The organism is Kribbella kalugense (assembly GCF_004365875.1).
Classification (GTDB): Bacteria; Actinomycetota; Actinomycetes; order Propionibacteriales; family Kribbellaceae; genus Kribbella; species Kribbella kalugense.
Genome location: NZ_SODF01000002.1, coordinates 2,019,489 through 2,042,514, shown reverse-complemented (window position 1 = coordinate 2,042,514; position 23,026 = coordinate 2,019,489). Strand labels below are relative to the sequence as shown.

Below are 23,026 nucleotides of genomic sequence, written 5' to 3'. Positions count from 1 at the left end.
CCATGCAGCTACCAGACATTCAAGACGAGCCAGATCGCCGCGGCATCGAACTCGACGAGGTCGGAGTCGCCGGAGTGCGCTATCCCGTCCACTTCGCTGACGGAAGCACGGTGCAGGACGGGATCGCATCGATTGACGTCTCGGTTCGTCTGCCCGCTGATCGCCGCGGCACGCACATGAGCCGGATGCTCGAACTCGTACATGAGTATCTCAGGCAACTCGACCCCCGAGAGTTGCCCACGGCACTTAAGGCGGCGGCCAGTCGGCTAGACGTCGATAGTGCGCAGTTCGACCTCTCCCTACCCATAGCCTTCGAGGTAGTTGCACCCGAGTCCGCCATCGCCTCATGGCAGGCCAGCGATGTCTCGTTGTCCGCCAAGTTCAATGAAGGCGATGTACTCGTGGAGACGACGGTCCGCACCGACGTAACAAGTCTCTGTCCATGCAGCAAAGCCATCAGCGACTACGGAGCCCACAATCAGCGAAGCCGAGTGGGGCTCACGGTATTGGGGTCGTCAGACGATGTGTATCCCGTCCCTGTTAGACGCCTCTTCGAGATGATCCGCGCAGTTGGATCAACTCCTGTCTTCCCGATCATCAAGAGAATCGACGAGCGCGCGGTTACTATGCGCGCTCACGACAATCCCGCGTTCGTCGAAGATATGGCGCGTGATCTCTCAGCAGCGTGCCGTGAGATCGGGGTCGCTCACCGGGTTTCCGTTAGAAACTTCGAGAGCATCCATAGTCACGATGCCAGGGCAGGCGTTACATGGCCAGTCCGAGGACTTGGCAGCGCGTTGGTGGCCCCATCTGGACCCGGCTAACCTTCGGCGAGCGCACGTAGGATCGACGAGGAGCCTCGTGAGTTGACCTGGATCAAAGGTCTGCTACCTCTATGCTCCTTGATGAAGTCCGTGGCTGCATGCTTCGCTGAGGCGGCAACCATGACGAAGACGTCTGCATTACTACTCCACGATGCAAGTTGTTGGCTGCCATCATGCTCGGAGGTCGTCCGCACGTCGATACCAGGGACCAGCCGACGCAAGAGCTGAGCGGCTCGCGTGATCGCCGATTCGGTCAGTGAGTACAACACGACCATCATGTTCTCCAGGTGCCGGTACTGCGCGGCCAAGTCGGGCTCGGATTCCTCGAGTTCGAAGTCGGCAGGGAGAGACGTCGCCAACTCGTCGGCTACGAGCCGCAGTCCTTCGAGGTCCGCGAGGTCGAGCGCAGACTTGACCGGTCGGAGTTGTTCAAGCGCCCGGAAGAAGAACTGGTGTTTGGCGTCCAAAGCGAGAGCTTGCGGACTGCTCGTCGCCGTTTGGAGGACATCGACAACCCAACTGGCGGTGACCGCGGAGACTGAGGCTTCAACGACCATGCCGGTCCACTCCAGCGCGGAGGTGAGTATTTCTACGGTGGGAGCGGCAGCGGCCAAGTACTCCAGGAGCGTCAGAGTCTGGACTCGAACACCGGCCGAACTCTTCTCGCTAAAAGCGAGGCCTGCAAGGACACGCTCACACAAATCGGCTCCGTCGGCCTGCGCGAACAACGCCCGATGTGCAGCCATGAACGCGCCGCCGTGCTCGCCGAAGCGTGCGAGCGCCTCGTCCGACATCTCGGCGAGGCGCTGAGCAACCGTGGAGCGGTCCAGCAGGTCCCAATCTGCCGTTGAGTTCAGATCGGCCTCGGTGATCTTCAACGCCTGGTCTGCCTCCACAGCCGTCAGCCAAGCTAGCCATCCAAGGGTTCGCTGTTGGCTGACGAACTCATCTAGCCAAGCCAGATCGCTGCGAACCAAGGCGCCGTCTTGAGCCAATGTGTCATGAAGGCCAGAAACCGACAGATGCTCCGCGACTCTAAGTGCGAGGTGCGGCTCTTCCAGTTCTCGTGCGCAGGCGAGCATCAAACCAGCCAGTTCGACGTCCGACTCAGCGGCGAGTGACTCCTCGATCGCAGCGGAGAATTCGCCGGCGTTGACGAGGGCGTGAACGCGTGTCGTCGCCGAGGGCAGTTCCTGCTCAGGATCTGGCAGGAATTCAGGTTGTGAGGAGGTCGGCGGAAGCAACGACCGGAGACGAGCGTCTAGCGGGGACGCGAGCAACGCGGCTTCCTGGATTAGACGGTCGAGCGTCGCCGATGTCGCTTGGGTCAACAGACCAAGGAGAAACTCAACAACAACGGTCGGCCTCGTGCGGTTAATGGCGCCTGTGGCGAGCACTCGAAGGGATGGTGGGATCGCCTCGGCGGCTTCAAGGAGATTAGCGGCGCTGCCATCTAGGTCGACTTTCTCCAGATACCGGGCGTACACCGCACGCTGAAGAATTCGGGTGATGCCGATTGGACGGCGCAGTAGCAGCACGTGCTCGAGATCCTGATCGGCGAAGATCGCGGGCCGGTCTTCCAGGCCCTCGTACACCCGAAACCTCATGAAGGCCAGGTTCGTCTGATCGAGATCTGCAGTCGCTTCCAGTTCGTGCAGGCATCGGAGCGCGATCGGACGATCCTGTGCCGCGATCGCATGTCCGAGGTCGTCGAGCACCTCGACCGTCGTACGCGGAGCGTCGAACTCCGACCTCGGCCGGTTCCAAACGAGCCGCGATAGCACCAAGAGAGCGTTACGGATCTGGTCTCTTGATTGCCTGTCTCCGCGAGGCAGCACCTCGAAGCGCAACGGGGGGACCTGCCTCGCTAGCAACAAGGCATCAAACGGATCTGCGGGATACAACCGTCCGCGACTTCGCGGAAGATCGCTGAACGTCGGCCCGACCCAGGCGTCGAGTAGGACGAGCAATTCCTTCTTCTCGCGAATCGTCGGCGCGAAGGCATACCAGTACAGGCCCTGAGGCGTCTTACGCGGCAGGAAACCGACTTGGCCGTGCTTGATCGCATCAAGCCACTTCTCGATCGAGGATTCGTGCTCAGGCGGCAGTTCAACCGGATTGATGAGGTTGCCCGCCTCGAAGAAGTCGTCGGTCACCACGTCGATCACACCTGATACTTCGCGTTGTAAGCGATCCGCGCGCTAGCGATCTCGTGGGGGTCGGAGGTCAACGTGACACCCTCGTCGTTCACGGCCTGACCGTGGAAAGTGAAGTTCATCGATCCCTGGATGTGGAAGCGATCACCAACGATTCCCTTGTCGTGCAGGTTAGGCCTGATCTTGACGACCGGCCTTGCGCTCAGCCCGCTGCGATCCTCGAGTCGCTGCCACACCGCCGTGTTGCTCTCAGCGTCACGAGTCACGACCCGTACGTCGGAACCCCGCCTGGCTAGTTCGACGAGCACCTCCGTGAACCGAATGTGCCGAGCCGGCAACCCCGGTAGAACCGTCTTGAACTGTCCGGCCGTGTTATCGATGACGTCGATGTCGGAGATCCACGGGGAAAGCACCCACAGTTGACCGGAGGGCACTAGCAGTTCGGTGATGAAGAGATTCTGTAGCAAGTCGTTAAGGACTCGAGTGTGCCCGAGGCCGGTCGTCGTGATGCGCCTCATGCTGAAACCTCGGCAAGTTCGAGAGCTACGACGACGTTGCCGTTGGCCTGGTGATCAATCTCAACCACCCGTGGATGGACGCTCAGGTATTCCGTCACCACAGGCTCGATGCTGAGGTCGACTAGCAGGTTGGCCAACGCTACAGCCTGGTCGGGGGTGGCCATTATTTGTGCGGATCCTCGTTCGGCGAGGACGGCGCGTAGGGTCACGGCGATGTCGTTGGACAATGCCATCGGCGGCTCGCCAGCGGCGGTGATGGAGCGGAGAAGATCGGGTGCTGCCGGGAGGTTTTCCGCGAACGGGTTCCAGGCGTGCAATTCCTCGGCGCGCAACTGCCAGCCGCGCGGCCAGAGCAGACTCTGGATCGCGTCCATTCGTTGGCGCTCGGTGGCGCCCGCAACAAGTACGAGTCCGGGATCGAGGTCGGCCCTCGCCCGCATCAGGTAGGCCCAGGTGCGCGGCGGGATCTCGACGCCCAGCCGCTCTTCCTCCTCGCGCCACTCCTGAATCAGCGCTCCGAGCGCGTGGTCCGTGGCGGCGCTCGACCCGGGGCGCAGCACCCTGTTTGAGAGCGAAGAGATCACGGACTGTTCCGCGCCGTAGATCCCCGCTTTGCGGAGCCCATCCCGAATCCCGTTGAGGGTCTTGACCCGGCTGGCCTGGTCGGTGGCCGAACGGAATTCGCTGACAAGTTGACCCCACGTCGAGTCGTCGTTGATCAAGCGGATCACGCGCCGCAGGTGCGTGTCGACCAACTCGTACATGCTGGGCTGGGTTGCCCGCATGACCAAGCGGAGGAACCGGCGCGGATCCGGACGCACCCGCGCTGCCAGCGCCTCGATAAAACCACCTCCGCCGGCCGAGGATTCGGTTAGCCAGATCTCTCCGGTTCGCGGGACTCCTTCTGCGTCGAATCCCGGCTCAATGTCGACGACGATGCCCTCGGGGTCGTGCTCGGGACAGATCTGCCTCGCGGCGGCCAGTGCGGCGTGGCCCATGGTGGACATGGTTCGTTCACGTAGCCACTCGTTGAAGCGCTCAGGCTCTGGCGACCAGAACTGCGATGCAAGCACGTCGAGTCGTGTGGCCACCGACGGGTCGGCAAATGCGTCCCTAAGGCGCTTGCCCATGTTCGTCACGGCTTTAGATTCGGACTCGAGAACACTGGAACTTCGGAACATCGCGTCTAGGGTCTCGTTTAGTCGAGTCGCAAACGATCCGTGTATCGAAGCATAGGCTTCAGCGACCGTGCACTTGTCCCGCACAGCCGTTGTCAACAGCATCGCCTCGAGACACTGATGCAACCAGTCGATCCGGAATGTATTCAACGTCGCGAGCAGTTCGGCATCGGTCATCAGCACGTGCTTGAACCACGCACTGCGCAGGCCAGGCAGGACCTCCGCTGGAGTTTCGATCTGGCCGGGAAGGTCCACCCGAATGCGCAGACCGTCAACGTCATAGGTCGAGCCGAGAGCGACCGGCTCGCCGTGAAGCGAGAACCGAGCGTGCACCCGTTCTTCGGTTCCGTTCTCCAATACGACCGTAGCATCGGAACCCACCGCTGCCCGGTGAACGTTGATGTGTGCGCTCTGGCCGTGCAAAAAGAAGCGCATCTCGGAGATGAAGCGGCCGATCGGATCGGCAGTCGGAACGCGAACCACCAGACCGGGACCGGTCTCGAGAAGTTGCGAGCCCCAGAGCATGGTCGCGTTAGATGAGTCTTTGACAAATGGCGGCGGGTGTTCAACCAGGATCTGGTCGGGACGGACAACGGTTGTCACCACTGGCTCGCCGTCGATCGCGATGGTGCTCGGCCCCTCGATGCCATAGATCGGCAGAATCTCACTCAACTCGATGCTCACATCGCTCTGACCCAGCGGGACCCGGATCCAATGCCGGTGCTCGGGGTTGCGCGTAGCAAACCGACGGGACACTCGTCCTGGAGCATACTCACGCAGCATCTGGCCGAGGCCCATAGCGTGCAGTTCGCGGTCGGTCTCCCATTGCAACTGCGGAGGGGCGCTCACGTAACTCTCCGGAAGTGAGAGTTCGCTGAAGAGATTCATTGGAAAGAAGTCCGGCAGTGGGTTGTCGCCGCTCAGATCACGGAACTCGTCGAGCGAACCTGCGCTTGCAACCGCCCAGTTGTGCTGAAGACGACGCTTGAGGGTGGGCACCGCAGCGAGCAGCAGAGGCCGAGGTGGGTGCCACAGGATCTCATTCACCTCAGCGTCGGAGAGCCGCAAAGCATTCTGGACCCACGTCCGTAAGCTACGTTGGCGACCCGGGTCACGGAGCACCGAATTCAGGATCGCGGCAGCCTTGAGTTGCGTCTCACGACCAGGTTTGGCGAAATTCGCCGCCGGTTGCTTGGCGAGGGCACCCCAGGTCTTGGTCGAAGGCGGGACGTCCTGCATCTGTAACTGGGCCGTGAGCCAGTCCACCATCGCGATTGTTGCCTGCATGCGCAGTACAGCGCGGTTGCGGATCGGCAACACGAGATCGGGCAGCACCGGATCGAAGAGACTATCCCACGCCTCGTAAGTCGCGCGGTCCCGCCCGTAATCGGATAGGACGACGGCGGTGTACGGCCTCATGGTTCGCTTTCGGCCGGCACGGCCTTTTCGCTGCAGGAACGGAGCCACCCCGCGAGGGGCCTTATGCTGAATCACGACGCCGACGTCAGGGTCGTCGAAGCCAACCTCCAGCGATGCGGTGGCAACGATCAACTGGCTGTCAATCTCGACTCCAGAGTCCTGCGACGTCGTCCGACTAACGTTGAGGCCGTCGCCCTTCCGGTTGAACCTGTGCCCGATTGTGACCGGCAAGTCCCAAACCTGGCCTGCTCGGCGTTGCGTAGTCGCGTCATCCCCTGGTTCCAGCGCACGCTTCGAGGCGAGCGGCGGCTTCACAGACTTGGTCCTACGCTCGACGTAGCGCTGCCCCTCGGCGTCGAGTAGGTAGTAAAACAGTCGGTTGGTGACGTCGAGGTCGTCAGTAAACACGAACGCTTTCGTACCGAAAATACCTTGGGAGATGCGCGCCCCAGGTACGTCCTGGGTCCGCGGAAGCAGCATTGAGGTCTGGATTGTCGTTGACAACACCGATGCCCCACTCGTCGGGTCACTACGAAGCGCTAGCAGGTACTCAGCGCCTTCGTACTCCAACTCCTCTGGCTCCGGGGCGATACTGGTCACGAGGTCATCGGCCACACCGGTGAGGTCAGCCATATGGCGAACTGGGTTCGAGAGCGTCGCGGACAAGCCGACGAAAGTGACCGGCGCCTGGACGCTGTGATGCCAGCGCCGGAGCACCATGGCGGCTTGCGCACCTGTTGTGCCGTCGTAGGTGTGGATCTCGTCCAGCAGCATCATGCGTGGCTTCATAGCCTGAGCGACATCGATGCCGAGTGGACGGCGGAGCTGCAGATCAGACAGTCCGCGGTTGAGCATCTCGGTGGTGACGAAGAGCAAGTCCGGCGGGTTGTTCTGCATGCGCTTCCGGGTCAGCACCACCTGACTCTGGTCGAACTCGCGGCGACAGGTGTTGCAGACGAGGCGCTCGACCTCCCTGTCGATGTCCGCGAATGGCCAGATCAACTCGCCACCGCAACGCTGGTATCCGTCACCCGGACAACGCAACTGCGGGGAGACCATTCCGTTGGATCGTTTACCCCAGCCCGTGTACGCTGCCTTGGCGTTGCCGGCATTGGCCGGTGTGCTCCCGTAAAGGGCCCCGATGGACATCGGGCGTCCGTGCAGGCTCTGCCAGAGGCCGTCGAGGCGACGGGCATGCGCAAAGGCAGTGTCGAGTTGGTCCTTCAGTAGTTCGATCCGCGGATAGACGGCGAGAGCCCTAGTCCAGGCGGAGGAGTCCTCGATCCCAGCGAGGTAGCTGAAGGCTGGGAGATAGAACGCGTTCGTCTTCCCGCTACCCGTACCGGCCCCGACGACGGTCGCGGTGGTCACCTGCGACTGTAGGCCAGTAAGGATCTGCCGGGTGGCTCGGACCTGGAAGCCACTCAGGTCATCATGTTTCCCATCGCGCAGGGTCATCACGTCGATGACACTGCGCTGGACGTCAGCAATGCCGGAGAGATCGTCGAACAAGGTGTCCCACGGCTGATCACGCTTAGGGTAGAAGCGTGGGCGCCGCGCATAGCGGAAGTCCGAGATCAGGTTGGTGCCGTCCTGCCAGGACTTGTCCAGGAAGATCTGTCGCAGCCGCGCAACAAGTCGGATCGTCTCGCCGTTGCGCGTGCGCCATCGCGGTGGTGCCGTGTTCGGGTCGTAGATTAGGAGCGCTCGTGCCTTCATCGCCTCGATGACGGCCTCCGCGTCCAGTTCCCACTCGCGGCTTTCCGTCAACTCCCGCTCGATCACTTCGCGGAGTTCGTCGTCGCTGAAGCCCCCGTCGACGACGCCCCAGCACAAGAGTGGGTCCTCGAGCGACTCAAGTCGATCGAGGACGCGGGTAAGCAGCGTAGGATTCATTGCAACCGGACCCGGAACCGGTCGACGATCCCCAATTCGGACAAAGCCTCAACTCGCCCTGGGGTGAACCAGGCCAACGGCACGCCGGCCGCATCCTGAGCACCGACAATCCCCTCAGCAATGTCCGGATCGACGACGTTGCCGATCTGATCCCCGCAGGCGCGCACTGACTCGAACGCGGCACGAAATTTCTCGACGTCACCCTTCAATGGGATGGTGCGGTTGGTGATCGCCAGGAGTTGTCCCTGCGCGTGCTCCAGAGTTGCCCGAATCGATTCGACGTCGACACCGCCTTCGGCCAATGCATCGACAAGATCTCGGTCGATCGGGGGCGGCGCTTGGGTGACATGTCGGCGCCAACTGTCGGCGACGAAGGCACGCACATCGGCTGCGAACTTTCCCGCATTACGGACCTGTGCCCTAGCGAAGTCCAGGTTCGCGTCAATCGCCATCTCGGGGAGTTCGGCAGCGATTGAGCGAAGTCTGTCAGCCACTTGGCCAGCCTCCTGTTCCAGGCTTGGCGGAATCTCAACATTCAACTGCGACACCTCGGTCAGCCCCACCATCAGCGCCGGAAACTCTTGCGCAGGGACGGCGAGTCGGTCGCTGAGCTCAGACAACTGTCCGGCTCGCACCCGCACCTGGTGTTCGTTGTTGGCAACGTCTGCAGAAGTACGCAGATCCCGGATCCTGCTGCGCAGGCTCACTCGGTCTCCTCCCTTGCAGGCACCGCTCCGAGAGAATCAGCCATGGTTGTCAGATCCTCGAACAACTTCTGCTGAGCGTGAGCGTATTCGTGCTGGGCGTCGCATGCTGCCGACTTCCCCAGGCTATTGGCCAGCAAGTCGACTGCGCGTTCGGCCAGCGCGAGCCAAACCTTGACCCGGCGGGCGCTACCGTCCCAATCTCCGGTTACCAACTTCATCCGCTGGTCCGCGGTCAGGCCGCTCCAGTTGTTGAGTTCGCTCCGGATTGTCTCTACGACTTTCTGGTCTCCTGTCTTCACAACTCTTGCTGCAGCCTGCAACTCTGCCACGTTGATGCCCTCGGGGAGCGCGGCATCGTTAGCGCGCTCAATAACCAAGGTAACCAACTCGGCGGAAACTTGAGCGATGTCGCCGCCGAGATCTGAGAGATCCGGCACCAAGGCCATGGCCTCCGTGCGGAGCACGTCAATCTCGTCCAGTCGGGTCGTAATTATCCCGACGGACTTGACGACGAGTTCCGGTATCGAAGAGGGCCATTCAACATCGGCGTGCGCATCCCGGACCGCCCGACTCAACTTGGCGAGATCCAATGCGAGTGGCTTGCCGACACCCTGGCTGTAGGACGCGCGTCGGAGCAATCGCTGCTGCAGTTGGTAACGGTTCAGGCGACTGGTGGTGTCTGAAGCGACGTACGACTGCATCGAAGCAAGGTGGGGCCGGAGTTCAGGATCCGGACGAACTGGGGGCGGTGCGAACAGCGCTCGGATTCGACTAGTCGCGTCCGGCTTATAGGCGTCACCGATGCCGAGCGACTTGGCGATTGCCAGCAGTGTGTGCGCCAGACGCACTAGTTCAGGGTCGTCCTCAGCCAGAACCGGCGGAAGAAGAACGTGAGTCACTCGTTCGGTCCAAACCTGCATCCGCGCTTCGACGAGGCGCTGCAACCTCTCGCCGTCCGGAACGTCACCCCAGGACCCGAGTCCGTTTACCCAAGCGAGCGCACGGAGCGCGCGGACGTCGTCGTCGTTCGTCCGGTCAATAGGTAGGACAGTGCCGGCATGTTTGGCTTGGCTGAACTCGACCGAATTGCCCTCGAAGGTGGGCGCGAGTTCCTTGCCTCCCCGCCACAGTGAATCACCGCCGAGACCGTCTTCGAACATCAACCGCGACTGCACGGCGTTGTGAACGATATTGCGAAGCAGGTTCCGATCGCGCTGATCAAGCTCCTCGGTCGTCCGCCATCGGTCGACAGCCTTCACCAACGGCGGATCTACTGTTGCCGCCTGCTCAGTAGGCCGGTCGTCCACCGGTTCAGGGGCTATTATGTGCTCTTGTTGTTCATCATCCGAGGGGAAGTCTTCCAACCCGTCGATCTGCGGGATTCCGAAGGCTTCGTGAATAGTTGGGTCGAGGTTCTCGGCACCGCGACCTGAGCCCCAGAAACGCACCAGACGCACCCGGCGCTCGCTGAGTTCAGTGTCGCCCGGAGTCCGCAACCTCACCTGGTCCTCGATGTTGACGAGTTGGTCGTCCGCGCCGGATTTGAATTCGGTTGCGAACCCGTCGCTCGGGAACCGGCCCGCGTCAATCTCCGCCTGGTCGCGATGTAGGACCGGACGCACCACCCGAGTCAAGACATCACGCGCAACGAACGACCCGTTGCTTGACTGGCTCTTGATTGCCCGCTCCAGAGAGGCCGTGTTGAACGGGAAGAGACCGAAGCCGTCAGCCTCCCCAAACGCCGCGTGACACCGGGAATTCACCGGGCATTGCTCGCAGGCATTGGTGAGTTCATCCTTCCGGTCGTGGGCAGCGTCAAGTGCGGTGGCGCCCATTCGAACGGCGTTGAGGTAGCGCGCGGCGAAGCCAGCAGGACTGAAGCCAGTGGCGGCACCGTCCGGGAGGTCGAGGTCAAAGACCCGGTAGGTGCGCGTGAACACCGTCTCGGGCATCTGGTTAATGAAGTAGCCTGTGGTTACTGCCATCACTACTCGCATCGGGCAGAGTTTCTGCGTAACGGTCGAGATCAGTGTTATTGCATCGATGAGCCCACCCTGGATGCCTTGGAAGATCGAGAAGTCCTCGATGAGGACGAGCAGTTCCAATCCCTGTTTGTTCAGTTCTGCACGGACGTCCGTCAGGATCTGCTTGAGGTCGTCGCCACCGACGCCGAAAACCTCGCTGACCGACGGTCCCAACTGTTCGTTGATCATCGTCGCGGCAAGTTCGCGAAACCCCAGGTCACTGGTGAGCGCACCAGTTACTTGCTGGGCAGCGGCGCCCGCCTTCTTGACGTCATCGACAGAGAGGTTCAGGTCCTCGGCACTGAAGCCAAAGGCATCTTCCTTGTCCTCCGTTCCTTTGCCGTTCAACTTCTCCCGAACGAGACGAGCGATCGGGCCTTTCTCTGTGAGCAAGCGACCACGGAACACCTCATCGCCGAACAGGGCCGGGAGGCCCTGGGCGGAGGCCAGGTACGCACGGTTCTCGATCTCTTCAGCAGAACCCTTGTTACGGGCGCTGCGGGTCTCGATGTTCACCGCGAGGGCCCCGCGCAACTTTAATTGGGCAGTCTTCTCATCCGCTGCAGCCTCAGCGGCGGTGGCCACTTTGGCACGGAGTTCGTCTGCCTTCTCGCCAGTCGCATGTTCCAGGATGAGTTCGAGAATCCCGCGCAGCGACACCCTGTGTTTCGGAACAAAGATAACGCGCGTGGAGTCCTTGGCTTCTAGGTTCGCGCGTAACCAACGGACCAGGTGGGACTTTCCAGTACCTGACTTGCCAAGAATCGGGATGATCGGCTGGTCGTCGGGCTGATCCTGGACCGCTTTGAGCAAGGCTCGTTCGTCGACGACCTTCCCACTGGTTGCGTTGCCTACCTGCGCGCGTTGCATGATCGGGATAGTGCTGTGTGTCGCGAGAAATACCCCGGCCGATGTGCTCTCTGCCTCGACCGGAATGATGTCCGTGGCCTCATTCGAGTTCCAGCACGTTGCTGGAAGGATGCCGCCGCGCCAACTCACTTCTTTCCTCCTGCCTTGATGATGACGTGAGTCTGACGAGCATTATCGAAACGCGATAGTCGGATGCCGTCAGCGTCGGGCAGGGCTTCAAAAGCCAGGCGCCCTCGGTCTTCGAGGATACGTAGCGCTTGCCCAATGGAACTATCGGCGCATTCGGCCTTGATCCCGGCATCGGGGTCGCCGCCAAGGCGCGCAACCATACTGCTGCGGATCGATCCTCCATGCAGGACCGGGATCGCTCTGCCGAGTCGGGCTAGTAAATCGTGGATGGCCAGCCGCTCGTTGGGGAAATCATCGAGGGCGTCGTCGACAGCGATAACAGGAAGTGGCACGATCCCGTTCTTGTCCTTGACAACGGACGTCGTCGCCAACCCGAGAGCGAGGATCCAGCGGACGGTCGCGAGCCAACGGGTATCGTTCGTGATTGCCCAAGCCTCGTTGTTCCTGGTCTTGAATTGATCTGCCTGCATGGCCTGCACATTGTCGGTCCATGCCAACGGCCGGCCCAGCGCATCCTGAGCGAGCACCCAGGTGAGTGCGCGATGCAAATCCCGAGCCCCACTGGTGTGTCGCTCACCCGCCTGTGTCGCCCACAGATCACCGCTTTGGTCGATGGCAAACACACGATCCTGAAGCACACGGCGGAACTGTCGCGTGGTATATGGAGTATTGAAGGTCTCCACCTTCGGCCCGATCCGAAGGGCGCCGTCGGCATCCTCTTCGAGGATATTGATCGCTCGTAGTGCCGAAATGGTGTTCCTGAGACCGGAGGCCGCGTCCGCTCCGGGATTCAGCCCCTCTGGCTTGAACGCCGCGACCAGTTCATCCTCAGTTGGCGTCCGGCGGGCATCCAAGAGATAGTTGACGATCGCTCGGCCCAGACCGGGCAGGACTCGAGGTGGGTTGAGGACGGCCATTCAGAGGCTCCTGAGGAAGTCGGGCAACGACCAGTGCGGCACACGAATGTTCTTGACGAGTTGGTCCGGGTACTGGGGATCAATAGTGCTGTTCGGAAGCGCCAGTATCCGAAGCGCTCCTGAGGAACCGGCGAGCCAACTCAAGCGCGGCTTGTCCGTTGGATCCAGGAGTATCAGACTCGGCACCGCGAAATGAACGGCTGGACCGAGAGGGAGGATCGGGTCGACTGCTACCAGGCCTTCCTCCGCGAAACGCGCCGCACCGGTTACGGCGGGGAGCGCGACCAGACTCGGGCTTGCGAGCACTCCTCTAACGCCGTGGGACACGCAGCGCTGCACGAGGTCATCGAGGTGCACACGGAGGCCGCCTTCGGGGTAGGTCACCACGAGCGTTCGCTGCCCGTGTGCTAACGCGGCGAGCGTTGGGCTGACCTGACGATGCAGGTTGGGCAACGCTGCTTCCGCCACGACCGGCTGAGCCGCGCGGTAAGACGGCTCCGGCACATGCTCGGTGGACGGACAACCCGAACACGCGGCAGAGACCACCTGGTGTGCGTGCATCGGCCCGACGTCCTGGTACTCGTACTCCTCGCTGAGGATACTGCCCCAACACTCGGTAAGGGCGAACATGCGGTCCAGACGATCCATCGAGTCCGCCTCGGAATCACGGACCTCGGTTCGGACGCGTTCGAAGGCTTTCGTGACAGCGGACTCGTCGAGGTTGTTCACACCAGGGCGGACCTGGATGGTCGCCAACCGCACGTACTTCTTCCACGCCGCCTCGTTGCGTGCCTGCCAGATGTCAGCGGGTTCGTCCGGACCTCGCACCAGCGTCGGGGGCGAGGTTTCAATTAGGTCGAGCAATCCTGCGCGCTGCATCAACACCAGCGTGTTCCGGTTCCAAAGTTGGTTCTTGTCCGATCGATAGGTGAGCCACGGGGGAATGGTGCCAGTATCCAACACCATCCAACGCCTGCCGGGATCGTCCCCGACTCGAGCATCTCTCATCGCCTCCCAGCGACCCCAGCCTTTCCCATCGCCGAGGATCGTGGCGTTCTCGATGGCGCGTCCTTCTTGCCCGTCCGTGGTGGTCGGAAGCCAGACAGACACCGCGGAGTGGCCGTCGCGCCCTCCTCTCCCGACCTCCTGATAGAACCGGTCGACTGAGGCCGGTACGCAGGCGTGCAGAACAGTTCGGACGTCAGGTTGGTCGACGCCGAGTCCGAACGCGCTATTCCCGACCACAATGTCGTAGGTGGTTGGCCCGTCATCGCCGGACCAACCTTGCAGGATGTCCAGACGTTCCCCAGACGTTACGTCGCCGTGGAAGACTGCGGTCCGCGCGAACCCGGCCTCGCGCAGTCGCGCTGCGATCTCATCGGCTGGCTCTTTTTTCGTCGTATACACGATCGCCGGTCTCGGCAGGTGGCGCATCGCGTCGACAACCCGGTTGATCCGCTCCTCGGCTGATGTCGGTGGTGCGACGAGGTAGCGTAACTCCGTTCGCAGGAATGTCGACCCGACGAAGATCGAACCCTTTGCGCCGGCGAACAGTTCATCGTTCAGCAACAATCCCTGCTTCGACAGCGTGGCCGTCAATAGTACGACGCGAGGCGGTGTGACGGCTTGCGCCCGCGCGATATCTCGAAGTTCGCCGACCAAAGAGGCGACCAATTGGAAGTCCGGCCGGAAACTCAGTCCCCAGGAACGGATCAAGTGGGCTTCGTCGATGACCAGATGGCCAAGTGCGCCGCGAGATGCCAGGTGGCGCAGCGATTGGGCCAGGCTCGTGACCAACGCCTCGGGCGATGTGAGAAGAACCTTCTGCGATCCGTTCCGCAGTCGCTCCTTAATCGCGTCCCTGTCGTGCTCGTGTCGGTCGCCGTAATACGCGAGTTCGGCGGGAAGGCTCTGACCGGGAAATCGCCTGCGAATCTGTCTCTCCTGGTCCATGGCAAGAGCGATGGTCGGCACGACGACAACGGTTACGCTCTTGTCGGCGAGGAGTCCCGGGGTGATGCCGACAAGAGACTTCCCGGTGCCGGTCGGGAGTACGACGTGCAACGTCGATTCGGGGTCCGCCAGAGCGGCTGCGCGGATGGCGCTGGCTTGGCTGCGCGATCGATACGCGTCGATGCCTGCGATCGCAGCGACAGCGGGGTCGACCGGAACCGCCATGTCCGGACGTGCGAAGGTGGAGACCGTTGCCTCCGGCCCGACGTATGGGCTCGGACTGGTGCAGGCCAGGTCTATCCAGCGGTGATCGCCCAGGAGCCAACCGGGGGCCCAGTCCGCGCCCAGTGAGACTCGGTGCTCTTGCAGTCCGAATCTTTCCGTCGCCAGGTGCGCTTGAGCGAAATGCTCAATCGGGATTCCGCGTTCGGTGAGGCGCAGGCGAAGATTGTGGTTCCCGTGGCCCGTAGAGCCGCGCCGGTGGCGCAGGATTTGTCCGATCAAAGCGGCCACATCGCCGGCGATTGCCGGGCCGGCTTCGTCGGACAGCCATGCATCAACCAACCGTCGGTACGGCCCTGTCAGCAGTGATCGGTCTCCAGCGCCGCCAGCGAGCAGAGTTGTCATCAAGTCCCACTGATCAGTCACTAGTCAGTCCTGCCCGATTGAACGGCCAGAGAGGACGACCAGGCCAGTGCTATCCAGCCGCAATGTAGGGGTCTCTATTGCCGCAGCCAAGGCGCCAGCCACGACCTCTTCGCGATAGATGTCCTGCTCGAGGGTCGCCAGTTCCGCGCCTGAACTGCGCGCCGCGCGGAGTCGCAACTGCGTCAGGCGTGTCGTCGCGTCGCTGGACGCTATGGCTGACGCACGTGCAACGGCATCGCGGATGTCCTCACGCCCCCGGACTAGGCGCTGGGCAGCGGCTTCGGCATTCCGCCAGGAACTCCGCCAGTCCGAAATGGAGATCAACTCGTAGGCACGCTCGATGCGGGTCCGGTTGAGCGCATAGTCGCCGCCTTCCACGGCAGGGTGCGGCTTCACGTACGGCGCCGAGAGCGCTTCGAGGTGGACCTTTGTGGTGAGCTCCGTCGCGTCCGCGCTCATCCAGACCGTCACGATGATCGGCGGCAACATCCCGTCGGCGCGGCGTGCAATGGACAACTGATCCATCCCCAGGCTGACCTTCGCGAGTTCGCGACGCGGATCGGACGCCTTCGGAACCTCGAGGGGCTTGGCCTCGACGGCATAATCGAACCGGTAGACAGGAGTGTCGTCACGCCGCCAGTCGGGCAACCACCGCCACATGCCGAACGCTCGGCCGCGGTCGTCGTGCCAGAGGAAGTCGCTGACTGCGTCAATGAACTGATCGCCGTACCGGTAGAGATGGACGTCGTCCTTCTCGATCGCGATCGACCGGGAGAACGTTCCCTGGTGCCCCTTGAGCGGCATGAAGTCGCGTAGCAGGCGCCAGGCAGGGATCAGCGGGATCTGCGCTTGCTTGCCCGGCAAGCGGCCAAGGATTTCGTACCCACCGAGGCCCCCCATCGGATTGCCGATTGGGTCAAAGCGCAAATTGCCTGGCACCCGCTTGGCGGATAACAGTTTGTCGGTACGGTCGGCAAACTCATCGGCGACGGATTCGACGTCCATCATCCGAGCGTAGACGGACCGCTCATCTGCAGTTGTCTCGAGGCTGTCGAGCGCGTCCTGTTCCCGCACATGCCCAATCTCTCGGCTAAGCATTTCCTGAACCCTGGTGATCGCTTCGTCGGCGCCAATTGCCCCCTGCTCCAGCAAGATCCGCCAAGCCTCGTTGGTCGCTTCGTCGACCGCCTGCTGCAGGCTCGCGACAGAGGCGTCGAAGATGCCAAAGCCGTCGGTCAAGATCCGCCGCCAGGCGCCGGCGAACGAGTTGTCGGTCTCTCCTGCGATCAAGTACGAGCGCCACGGAGAGGTGCCCTTTGCGGCCCAACGGTCACAACGTCCGATGCGCTGCTCAAGGCGGTTTGCCTCGGCAGGCAAGCCAACGTGCACCAGCAAGTTGGCGAACTGGAGGTTGCGGCCTTCCTCGGCCGACGAATCTGCGACTAATACGGCGGCGGTGCGGATCTGCTCGAATCGGCGCAACGCTCGCTCTGCCTGGTCAGGAGGGTCGCTGGCGAGGTGGCGGAAGACAGATTTGCTGCCGAGCAACTCCTCGAGTTCGTCGGCGATCTCCGCCGCCGACGCTGTAGTCGGGCCGAAGATGACGACACGTTCGTTGGCCTTGAACAGATAGCTCATCGCGTCGGCTATCGGACGGCTGACGGTGTCGCGACGCGACACGAAGGCGAGGTCCCGGATGACCCGCGCCAACGCTGCGCGTTCTTCCTCATCAACACGAGTCGACGCCCGCTCGGCTGCCCAGTCCCGCAGAGCCTCCGGGTCCAGCGTAAATGACACGGCCTGGGCCAACGCGCGACCGGTTGCGCGGAGTGCCTCGCGGTCGCCCTCCGCGGCAGCCAGGGCCTCCTCTCGCCACCGGTCAATGACCTCTGTCGCGTCCTGGTCGGCTGTGGAGTGCAAGGCGAGTACCTCCGGTGCACGTCGCCCGCCGACACGGTATGAGCCTTCCAGCGCTGCGGTCCGTCGAGTGCGGAGCATCCGCCGGTGGACCCGGTAAACCTCGGCCACATGGTTGCGCAGGGCCTGGATCTCGAGGACAACTGCATCCTTGTTTTTTGCGCGGATCGCCTCGCCGGTTCTGGCCACAATCGCAGCGAGTTCCTCGTCTCCAGGGAACTCGGCTTCGATCTCGGCGAGTCGCGCGTTCAGGAGGCTACTCGGAAGACCCGGTTGCAGGCCGAGGAAGATGCGGCCAATGCTGGCGCGGGCCTCTAGGCGCCCCCGCAGGTCCGCCGCTGTTGTCTCGGAATAGACGGCCGGGTCCAACAACTTCAACATCGCTAGGAACGCGTCTTCGTTGTGAAGCGCTGGTGTCGCAGACAGCATCAACAGGCGTGGCGTGGCGCCCGCAACCTCAGCTAGGCGCGCGAACCGCGCTGCAAGGGCGGGATCGTCGCTGCCAGCCATCCGGGCCAGGTTGTGTGCCTCATCCACGATCAGGAGATCGGCCGGCTCCCACTGCTGCGGCTCATCGTCCCGCGAAAACCGGATCTGAGCTCGGTTGAAGTCGTGGATACGGAACTTCTGGGTCAACTCGCGCTTCCACTGCTCGACAAGGAATGGCGGGAGGATGAGTTGCACGCGCAGGCTGGGCTTGTCCAGCAGTTGCTGGCGGACAACGATGCCAGACTCGATGGTCTTGCCCAAGCCGACTTCGTCCGCAAGCAAGTAGCGCTGGACAGGGTCTTGCAGGACTCGCCACGCCGTCTCGACCTGGTGTTCGTGCAACTCGATGCAACTCGAGAGCACCGCTCGCATGCCGTGGACGGCCGAGCGTTGCCGGAGGATGCCCTGCAGGAATGGCAACCGCATGTCGGCGAGGAGGGGAGACTCCAGGAGACCGACCTCGCCAAAACCGACCGGATCGGACAGCGGCCTATCCCAGCGGACGAAGAGTTTTTTCTCTGGGACGAAGCCCTCCCACTCGTGACCGCGGACATAGATGTCGTTGTGCTCGTTGGATTCAATGATCCGACCAGAACGCCAGCGGTCTTGTTGGTCGATCCAGAACACTCGAAGTTCTGGGCTGAGCGTCAGTCGGGTGAGACTGCGACGACTCACAGACTCCTGATATCGGGCGGACGGATCCTGACCGGGGGCATCGAAGTACTCGAGCACGAGGTTCTCGCCGTCACGAGCAACCAACTTGCCGGCTCCGAATGTGTTCTCGGAGGAGATCAGCAGATCGCCGCGACTCAGCGATCTCCCGCGAGCGCGTCCCGATGCGGCAGAAGTGGCCACACGATTCTTCGGCGGCTGCCGCGGCTGTGACACGTCGCCAGTGGCGTCGCGGGAGCCTCGGCAGCGTGGATACTGCGAGCAGCCCCAAAACTCCTTGCCGACATTCCGTCCCCGAGATGCGAACTGCATGACCATGGGTGAGTTGCAGACAGGGCAACGCACGCGGTCGGTCAATGGAACCCCAATCAAGACACAGCTCCGCTCAGCCTATCCATGAATCGGTGCGAAGTCAGGGAGGCTTGGCGTGTCCGGTCGGGCGCATCGCATGACTGCTCCACACAGTCACACCGACGCCTCGTTACGCCTGAATGCAAAGTTGCACCATCCCCCTGGCTGCGCATCCCCCCGACGGATCGCCCCCGGACCGCCAGCAACACCTTGGATATCGCTGCTAGCCGCTAAGCGTTACACGTCTGACGTTGGGACCAATACAGATCCGTCCGGGCCTTTAGCTGCCCAGTGACAGTTGTGCGACAGTGCCGGACGAGCGCAACGGGATCGCATCGCCGTCGATCGCCAACTACTCGACCGCGTTGCGGCAGAGCAACCCGCGCTGCACATAGACGACGGAGTCGTGCTGAATGCACGGCATAAGCTCAGCGGAGCCAACTACTCCGGTCGTTGCGAACCAGTCAACTGGTGCCGGGTCTTCTCACACGCGACATGGCTAGGCACCCGCGCCAGGCGGTCGCGAGCCGGGCCGAGCCAACCGATCCTCGTTGCATGCTGCACTGTCGCCACCTCAGCCGTCTCGATCGTGCATGCTCAGTCAGATTGTCCCGCATCACTTCCCGGCCTCCCGCCGCCACCTGCGGGGACGCGGCAGTAGACACCGCGAATATCGGCCAGAGCGCCGGCGCGATGAACGTGCTTGAGGACACCGACCCCGTGGTCCTCATGGTGCGCCTCCAACGTGACAGCCATCGGAAGTTGGCGGCGTCACGGAGAGGAACCTGCGGTTCCTTGGAGCCTCTGCACAACGAGGTCGGCCGTCACGTCATTCGGGTTGGTGAGTACCAGAACAGCCGACTCGTCGCTCATCAAGGCGGCAGATCAGGCGAGCAGACTGTTCGCGTCGTCCTTGCCGACACCCGACCGGCGCTGCCCGGCAGCGAGCACGGCAGGCTGACCCTTCCATGCCTGACCGTAGGAGGTCATGCTGATCTGCGTTTCAGGGTCCGAACTGTGCCTCGTCCGCCGCCGTCTGCTCGACGGTGGAACGCACGAGGTGGGACATACCGAGCGGACGGTTGCTCATGATCGAGGCCTCCTTCGAGAGGTCAGGCGGGCCTGCTGTCGTGCAGAGGGAGGACGTCGATGTCCTCAACGGGCCGATGCGTGTACGTCTGCGTGGTGCCGACCTTCTTCCACCCCCAGCGTTTATACATCGCATGAGCCTGTGCACCCGGGCGGGAAATGAGACTCGCGAAGGCCTCCGGCCGGCCGGCGAGAACAGCATCGACGAGTTGGCGGGAGAAGCCGCGGCCACGGAAATCCGTGTGTACGCCGAGCTCGATCACCGCGAAAAGGGGGCCTGAAGCAACCTCGGCAGGAGGAGGGTCAGTCTCGACACCGGTCCACCATCGTCCAGGAGGAAAGGTGAATCCGTACGAGAACCCCACAAGCCGCCCGTCGACCTCTCCGACGACCAAGACGAAGCCGTCGAGGCCGGCATGCGTCGTGATCCGGATCTCGAACTGCTCAATGTCCTCATCCGACATCCCGTACGGAGGCTCAGAGTACGCGTTCGCATAGAGCGGCTTGAGCCTCGACACGAGTTCGAGCGTCTCGGACCCCCGTATGGCGGGACAAGGTCAGGGTCATGCTTTCCTCCCTCGGAGCAAGCCGCTGACGCCCTCGGGTCAGGCATCAATGGCTGAACCAGAAGACACACGTGACCGCTCAACCCGAGCGATCAGCCTATCGCTGGGCAACGAGTGGCAACGGTTCGACCGTACGAAGCCTCGACCGGCGGGTGTCAGATCTCGCGTTCGATCCGTTCAAAGATGTCCGCGTCAGCCTCTCGCTGCCAGCCTGGCAGGTCGTCCCAATCGGCTACGTAGCTGGGTTTGGGATCGGGGACGTGACGGTAGATCTGCGCGATCCAGCACAGCGCCACAAACCGGCCCTTCTGCTCCCGGCTGAGCTTGCTCGTGTTTCCGCCAGAGACCTCGACGAACGCCCGCACCTGCTCGTAGACCGCCGCCGCGCTCTCCCGCTCCCAATCGGGTGTCTCTTCCCATGGTGCGACGTACCCGGGCTTTGGTTCACCGGGGTAGTGCTTCGTCACGCCCGCGATCCATGCGTCACGGAAGATGCGGCCCTGTTCGTTCGACAACAGAATTGCTCCTTTGGACGGGTGAGATTCCTACAGTGGCGAGCGCTCGACGTACACGTATGCCGAGATGTCCTCGCTCAATCGCAACAGTTGGGCATCGTGGCGGTGGTCGGCGAACGCACCAGCCACCCTGGAGCGTGCCTCCTGTTCGGCATCGCCCAGTCGTCGTAGCGCATCCAGTCGAGGCGTTGGAAGGGTCGGCCAGGCTGCGTCCGCGTCATTGCACCTCTCGCGTGGGTGGCTGCACTGACTCGGCTGCTCGCTGGGCGGCTGCACGGGCACGGGATTCCTCGGCCCTGATCCGGTAGTCCTCGTCCAAGGAATCCAATGTCACCGGATCCATCGGAAGAGGGGGCTGGGAGAGCCTGTCAGCAACGTTGCGATACGGCACGGACCCTAGGTAGAACTCGATCGAGCCGTGGCCGGCCAGATCTCGCCACCGCGTTCAAGCAACTGGATCATCGGCTCGTACGGGTCGTCGAACTCAGGAAACCGTTCCTTTGGACGATCGCCAAGAGAAGCCCAACGGAACATGTCGGCAACGACTTGCCTGGACCTCGTCCACAGCTTGTGTCCGCTGTCTGCCTCCAGGCGTTCCATCCACACCGGATTGTTCTCGACCGACGGATCGAACATCACGGCAAGATCGAAGAATGGCCACTGCCCGGGAACGCCTAGCGCATCGGCCCAGTGACGGCCGCAGGTCGATACCTCTGCCGTGGTCGAGTGCACGGCCATCCGGCAGCACGAGGAGCCGACGTCGACCAAAGACGACCGGGTAGCTATCAGCGCGACGACCATCGAACACCTACTCAAAGTATGACCAGTGCAGCGGCCGACACGTCGAGGAAGCTGACGACGTTGGCGACGGATCGAGGCCTGTCATAGGCGCTGGGCCCGCTGCAGACACTACGTGGTCCGGTTCGAGTCTGTTGATGTCCTCAGCGGATCGGCGGACAACGCGCAAACACGTCTCCGCGTGCCGACAGGCTTCAGGGAGCCGTTGCGGCGAAGAACTTCCGGATGATTGGTGACGTTGCGTCAGTCATCCGGAGGCCGCGAGGGCCATCCAGCGGCACCGGCGGATCGATCGCCCAGCCCAGTACTTCGTCGGGCACGCGATCGGGTGCGTCGGACAAGTCGCGGACGAGTCGCTCCACACCTAGTTCGTCGTATGGCGGTGGCGGAGCAACACCGGCGGACGCTAGCTGCCGGGTAACTGTTTCGACGATGCTCGGCCATCGGCCCTGACCCCACCAATGGCGCATGTAGCCGCTCGCACCGGCGATCGATAGCAGGATGAGCGTGGCGTCTGGTCCCAGCAGGTCGTCGTCGAAGCGCCGCCAGAGCCGAACCTGAGAGCGAACACTGTCCGCGACGCCGACCCACGACTCGCCGAAGAGCAGGTCGATTCGACGTCCGTCGCCCAGTTCGCGGCCGGGAGCGCACAGCGCATCCTCGAGGCCTGCCCAGTCGACGCCGTCATCTGTCACATGGCGCTGAGCGACCCGTACAGCGGCAATGTTCGTCTTCGCCATCTCCACGTCGGTGACGCGATGGTGTTCGTCCTCGACAGATGTGTTGTTCCGCCAGCAGAAGCCACCAATCGCAAGGGCCACTGCCGATGGGACATACTCCGGCAACACCCGACTGCCGCCGGTGAACATGATCCACCGCATCATTCCTGAGAACTCAGGGTGCTGATCGAGCGCCTCGGCAGCTTCCCTCATCGATGTGCCCCGATACTCGGCAGCACGCTCGAGCACCTCATCGACGAACAGCACCGCGGTGAACTCGCTCGCGCGCATTTCACACTCGGGAGCGGGTTCGACCTGGCACGGGTCAAGGAGACCCGACGCGCCCGCCAGTGCCTCGACCGACCGGTCCCCGCCACCGAGACCGATCACCAGCGGCTCGTCAAGCAGGACAACCATGGCGTCTGGATCCTCCGAGGCGAGAAGTGTCAGACGACGCTCACTCGGATCGAATTCGAAATCCATCGCCGAGCACGCACGACAGAGCGAGCCGAAGATGACGTCTGCATCTGCCCACAAGTTCTGCTCGTCCAGAAACCAACCGGCGTCAAGCAGCGGTTGGAGAACGTCGACAGCTTCCTCGAATCCCATCCATCACCTCCCATGGCAACCGACAAGGCGAATGCTGCCTGACAGACTCGCACAGGGGCAAC

13 protein-coding genes are annotated in these 23,026 nt (G+C 62.6%); 1 reads left to right on the top strand and 12 read right to left on the bottom strand.

What is annotated here, in order from left to right:
• Positions 1-2: 2 nt before the first annotated feature.
• Positions 3-824, top strand: coding sequence for a GTP cyclohydrolase FolE2 (gene folE2, locus EV650_RS27545; RefSeq protein WP_134121877.1), 822 nt, complete (start codon positions 3-5; stop codon positions 822-824).
• On the opposite strand, the gene dpdD is transcribed toward folE2, so the two are convergent.
• The 12 genes from dpdD to EV650_RS27485 all read right to left on the bottom strand — a co-directional run bounded on the left by dpdD (position 821) and on the right by EV650_RS27485 (position 22,964).
• Positions 821-2,992 carry a protein DpdD gene (gene dpdD, locus EV650_RS27540; protein WP_134121876.1) on the bottom strand — a complete coding sequence of 724 codons (2,172 nt, stop codon included), beginning with the start codon at positions 2,990-2,992 and terminating at the stop codon, positions 821-823. The two genes, folE2 and dpdD, sit on opposite strands and share 4 nt — an antisense overlap.
• Positions 2,989-3,498, bottom strand: a complete 510-nt coding sequence (gene dpdK / locus EV650_RS27535) for a phospholipase D-like domain-containing protein DpdK (protein ID WP_134121875.1) — start codon at positions 3,496-3,498, stop codon at positions 2,989-2,991. Before dpdK ends, dpdD begins: the two co-directional genes overlap by 4 nt.
• Positions 3,495-7,991 carry a protein DpdJ gene (gene dpdJ / locus EV650_RS27530; protein WP_134121874.1) on the bottom strand — a complete coding sequence of 1,499 codons (4,497 nt, stop codon included), beginning with the start codon at positions 7,989-7,991 and terminating at the stop codon, positions 3,495-3,497. The genes dpdK and dpdJ overlap by 4 nt, the downstream gene beginning before the upstream one ends.
• A complete protein-coding gene (locus tag EV650_RS27525; protein ID WP_134121873.1) occupies positions 7,988-8,698 on the bottom strand; it encodes a hypothetical protein in 711 nt (236 codons plus the stop codon). Before EV650_RS27525 ends, dpdJ begins: the two co-directional genes overlap by 4 nt.
• The gene (dpdH, locus tag EV650_RS27520) at positions 8,695-11,721 is read right to left on the bottom strand and encodes a protein DpdH (protein ID WP_134121872.1); all 3,027 of its coding nucleotides are present in this window, start codon (positions 11,719-11,721) and stop codon (positions 8,695-8,697) included. Before dpdH ends, EV650_RS27525 begins: the two co-directional genes overlap by 4 nt.
• On the bottom strand, positions 11,718-12,638 hold the full coding sequence (gene dpdG / locus EV650_RS27515) for a protein DpdG (RefSeq protein WP_134121871.1): 921 nt from the start codon (positions 12,636-12,638) through the stop codon (positions 11,718-11,720). The genes dpdH and dpdG overlap by 4 nt, the downstream gene beginning before the upstream one ends.
• Complete coding sequence (gene dpdF, locus EV650_RS27510; protein ID WP_134121870.1) at positions 12,639-15,218, bottom strand: protein DpdF; 2,580 nt, start codon at positions 15,216-15,218, stop codon at positions 12,639-12,641.
• Between the two features lie 24 nt (positions 15,219-15,242).
• On the bottom strand, positions 15,243-18,500 hold the full coding sequence (dpdE, locus tag EV650_RS27505) for a protein DpdE (protein ID WP_166678208.1): 3,258 nt from the start codon (positions 18,498-18,500) through the stop codon (positions 15,243-15,245).
• A 1,280-nt stretch (positions 18,501-19,780) separates the two neighbouring features.
• Positions 19,781-20,275 (bottom strand): GNAT family N-acetyltransferase, encoded by a 495-nt coding sequence (locus tag EV650_RS27500; RefSeq protein ID WP_134121869.1) that lies wholly within the window; start codon positions 20,273-20,275, stop codon positions 19,781-19,783.
• A 203-nt stretch (positions 20,276-20,478) separates the two neighbouring features.
• Entirely contained in the window at positions 20,479-20,838 is a 360-nt protein-coding gene (locus EV650_RS27495; RefSeq protein ID WP_134121868.1) for a hypothetical protein, read from the bottom strand.
• Between the two features lie 396 nt (positions 20,839-21,234).
• Positions 21,235-21,639 (bottom strand): hypothetical protein, encoded by a 405-nt coding sequence (locus tag EV650_RS27490; RefSeq protein WP_134121867.1) that lies wholly within the window; start codon positions 21,637-21,639, stop codon positions 21,235-21,237.
• A 191-nt stretch (positions 21,640-21,830) separates the two neighbouring features.
• Complete coding sequence (locus EV650_RS27485; protein ID WP_134121866.1) at positions 21,831-22,964, bottom strand: hypothetical protein; 1,134 nt, start codon at positions 22,962-22,964, stop codon at positions 21,831-21,833.
• Positions 22,965-23,026: the final 62 nt, after the last annotated feature.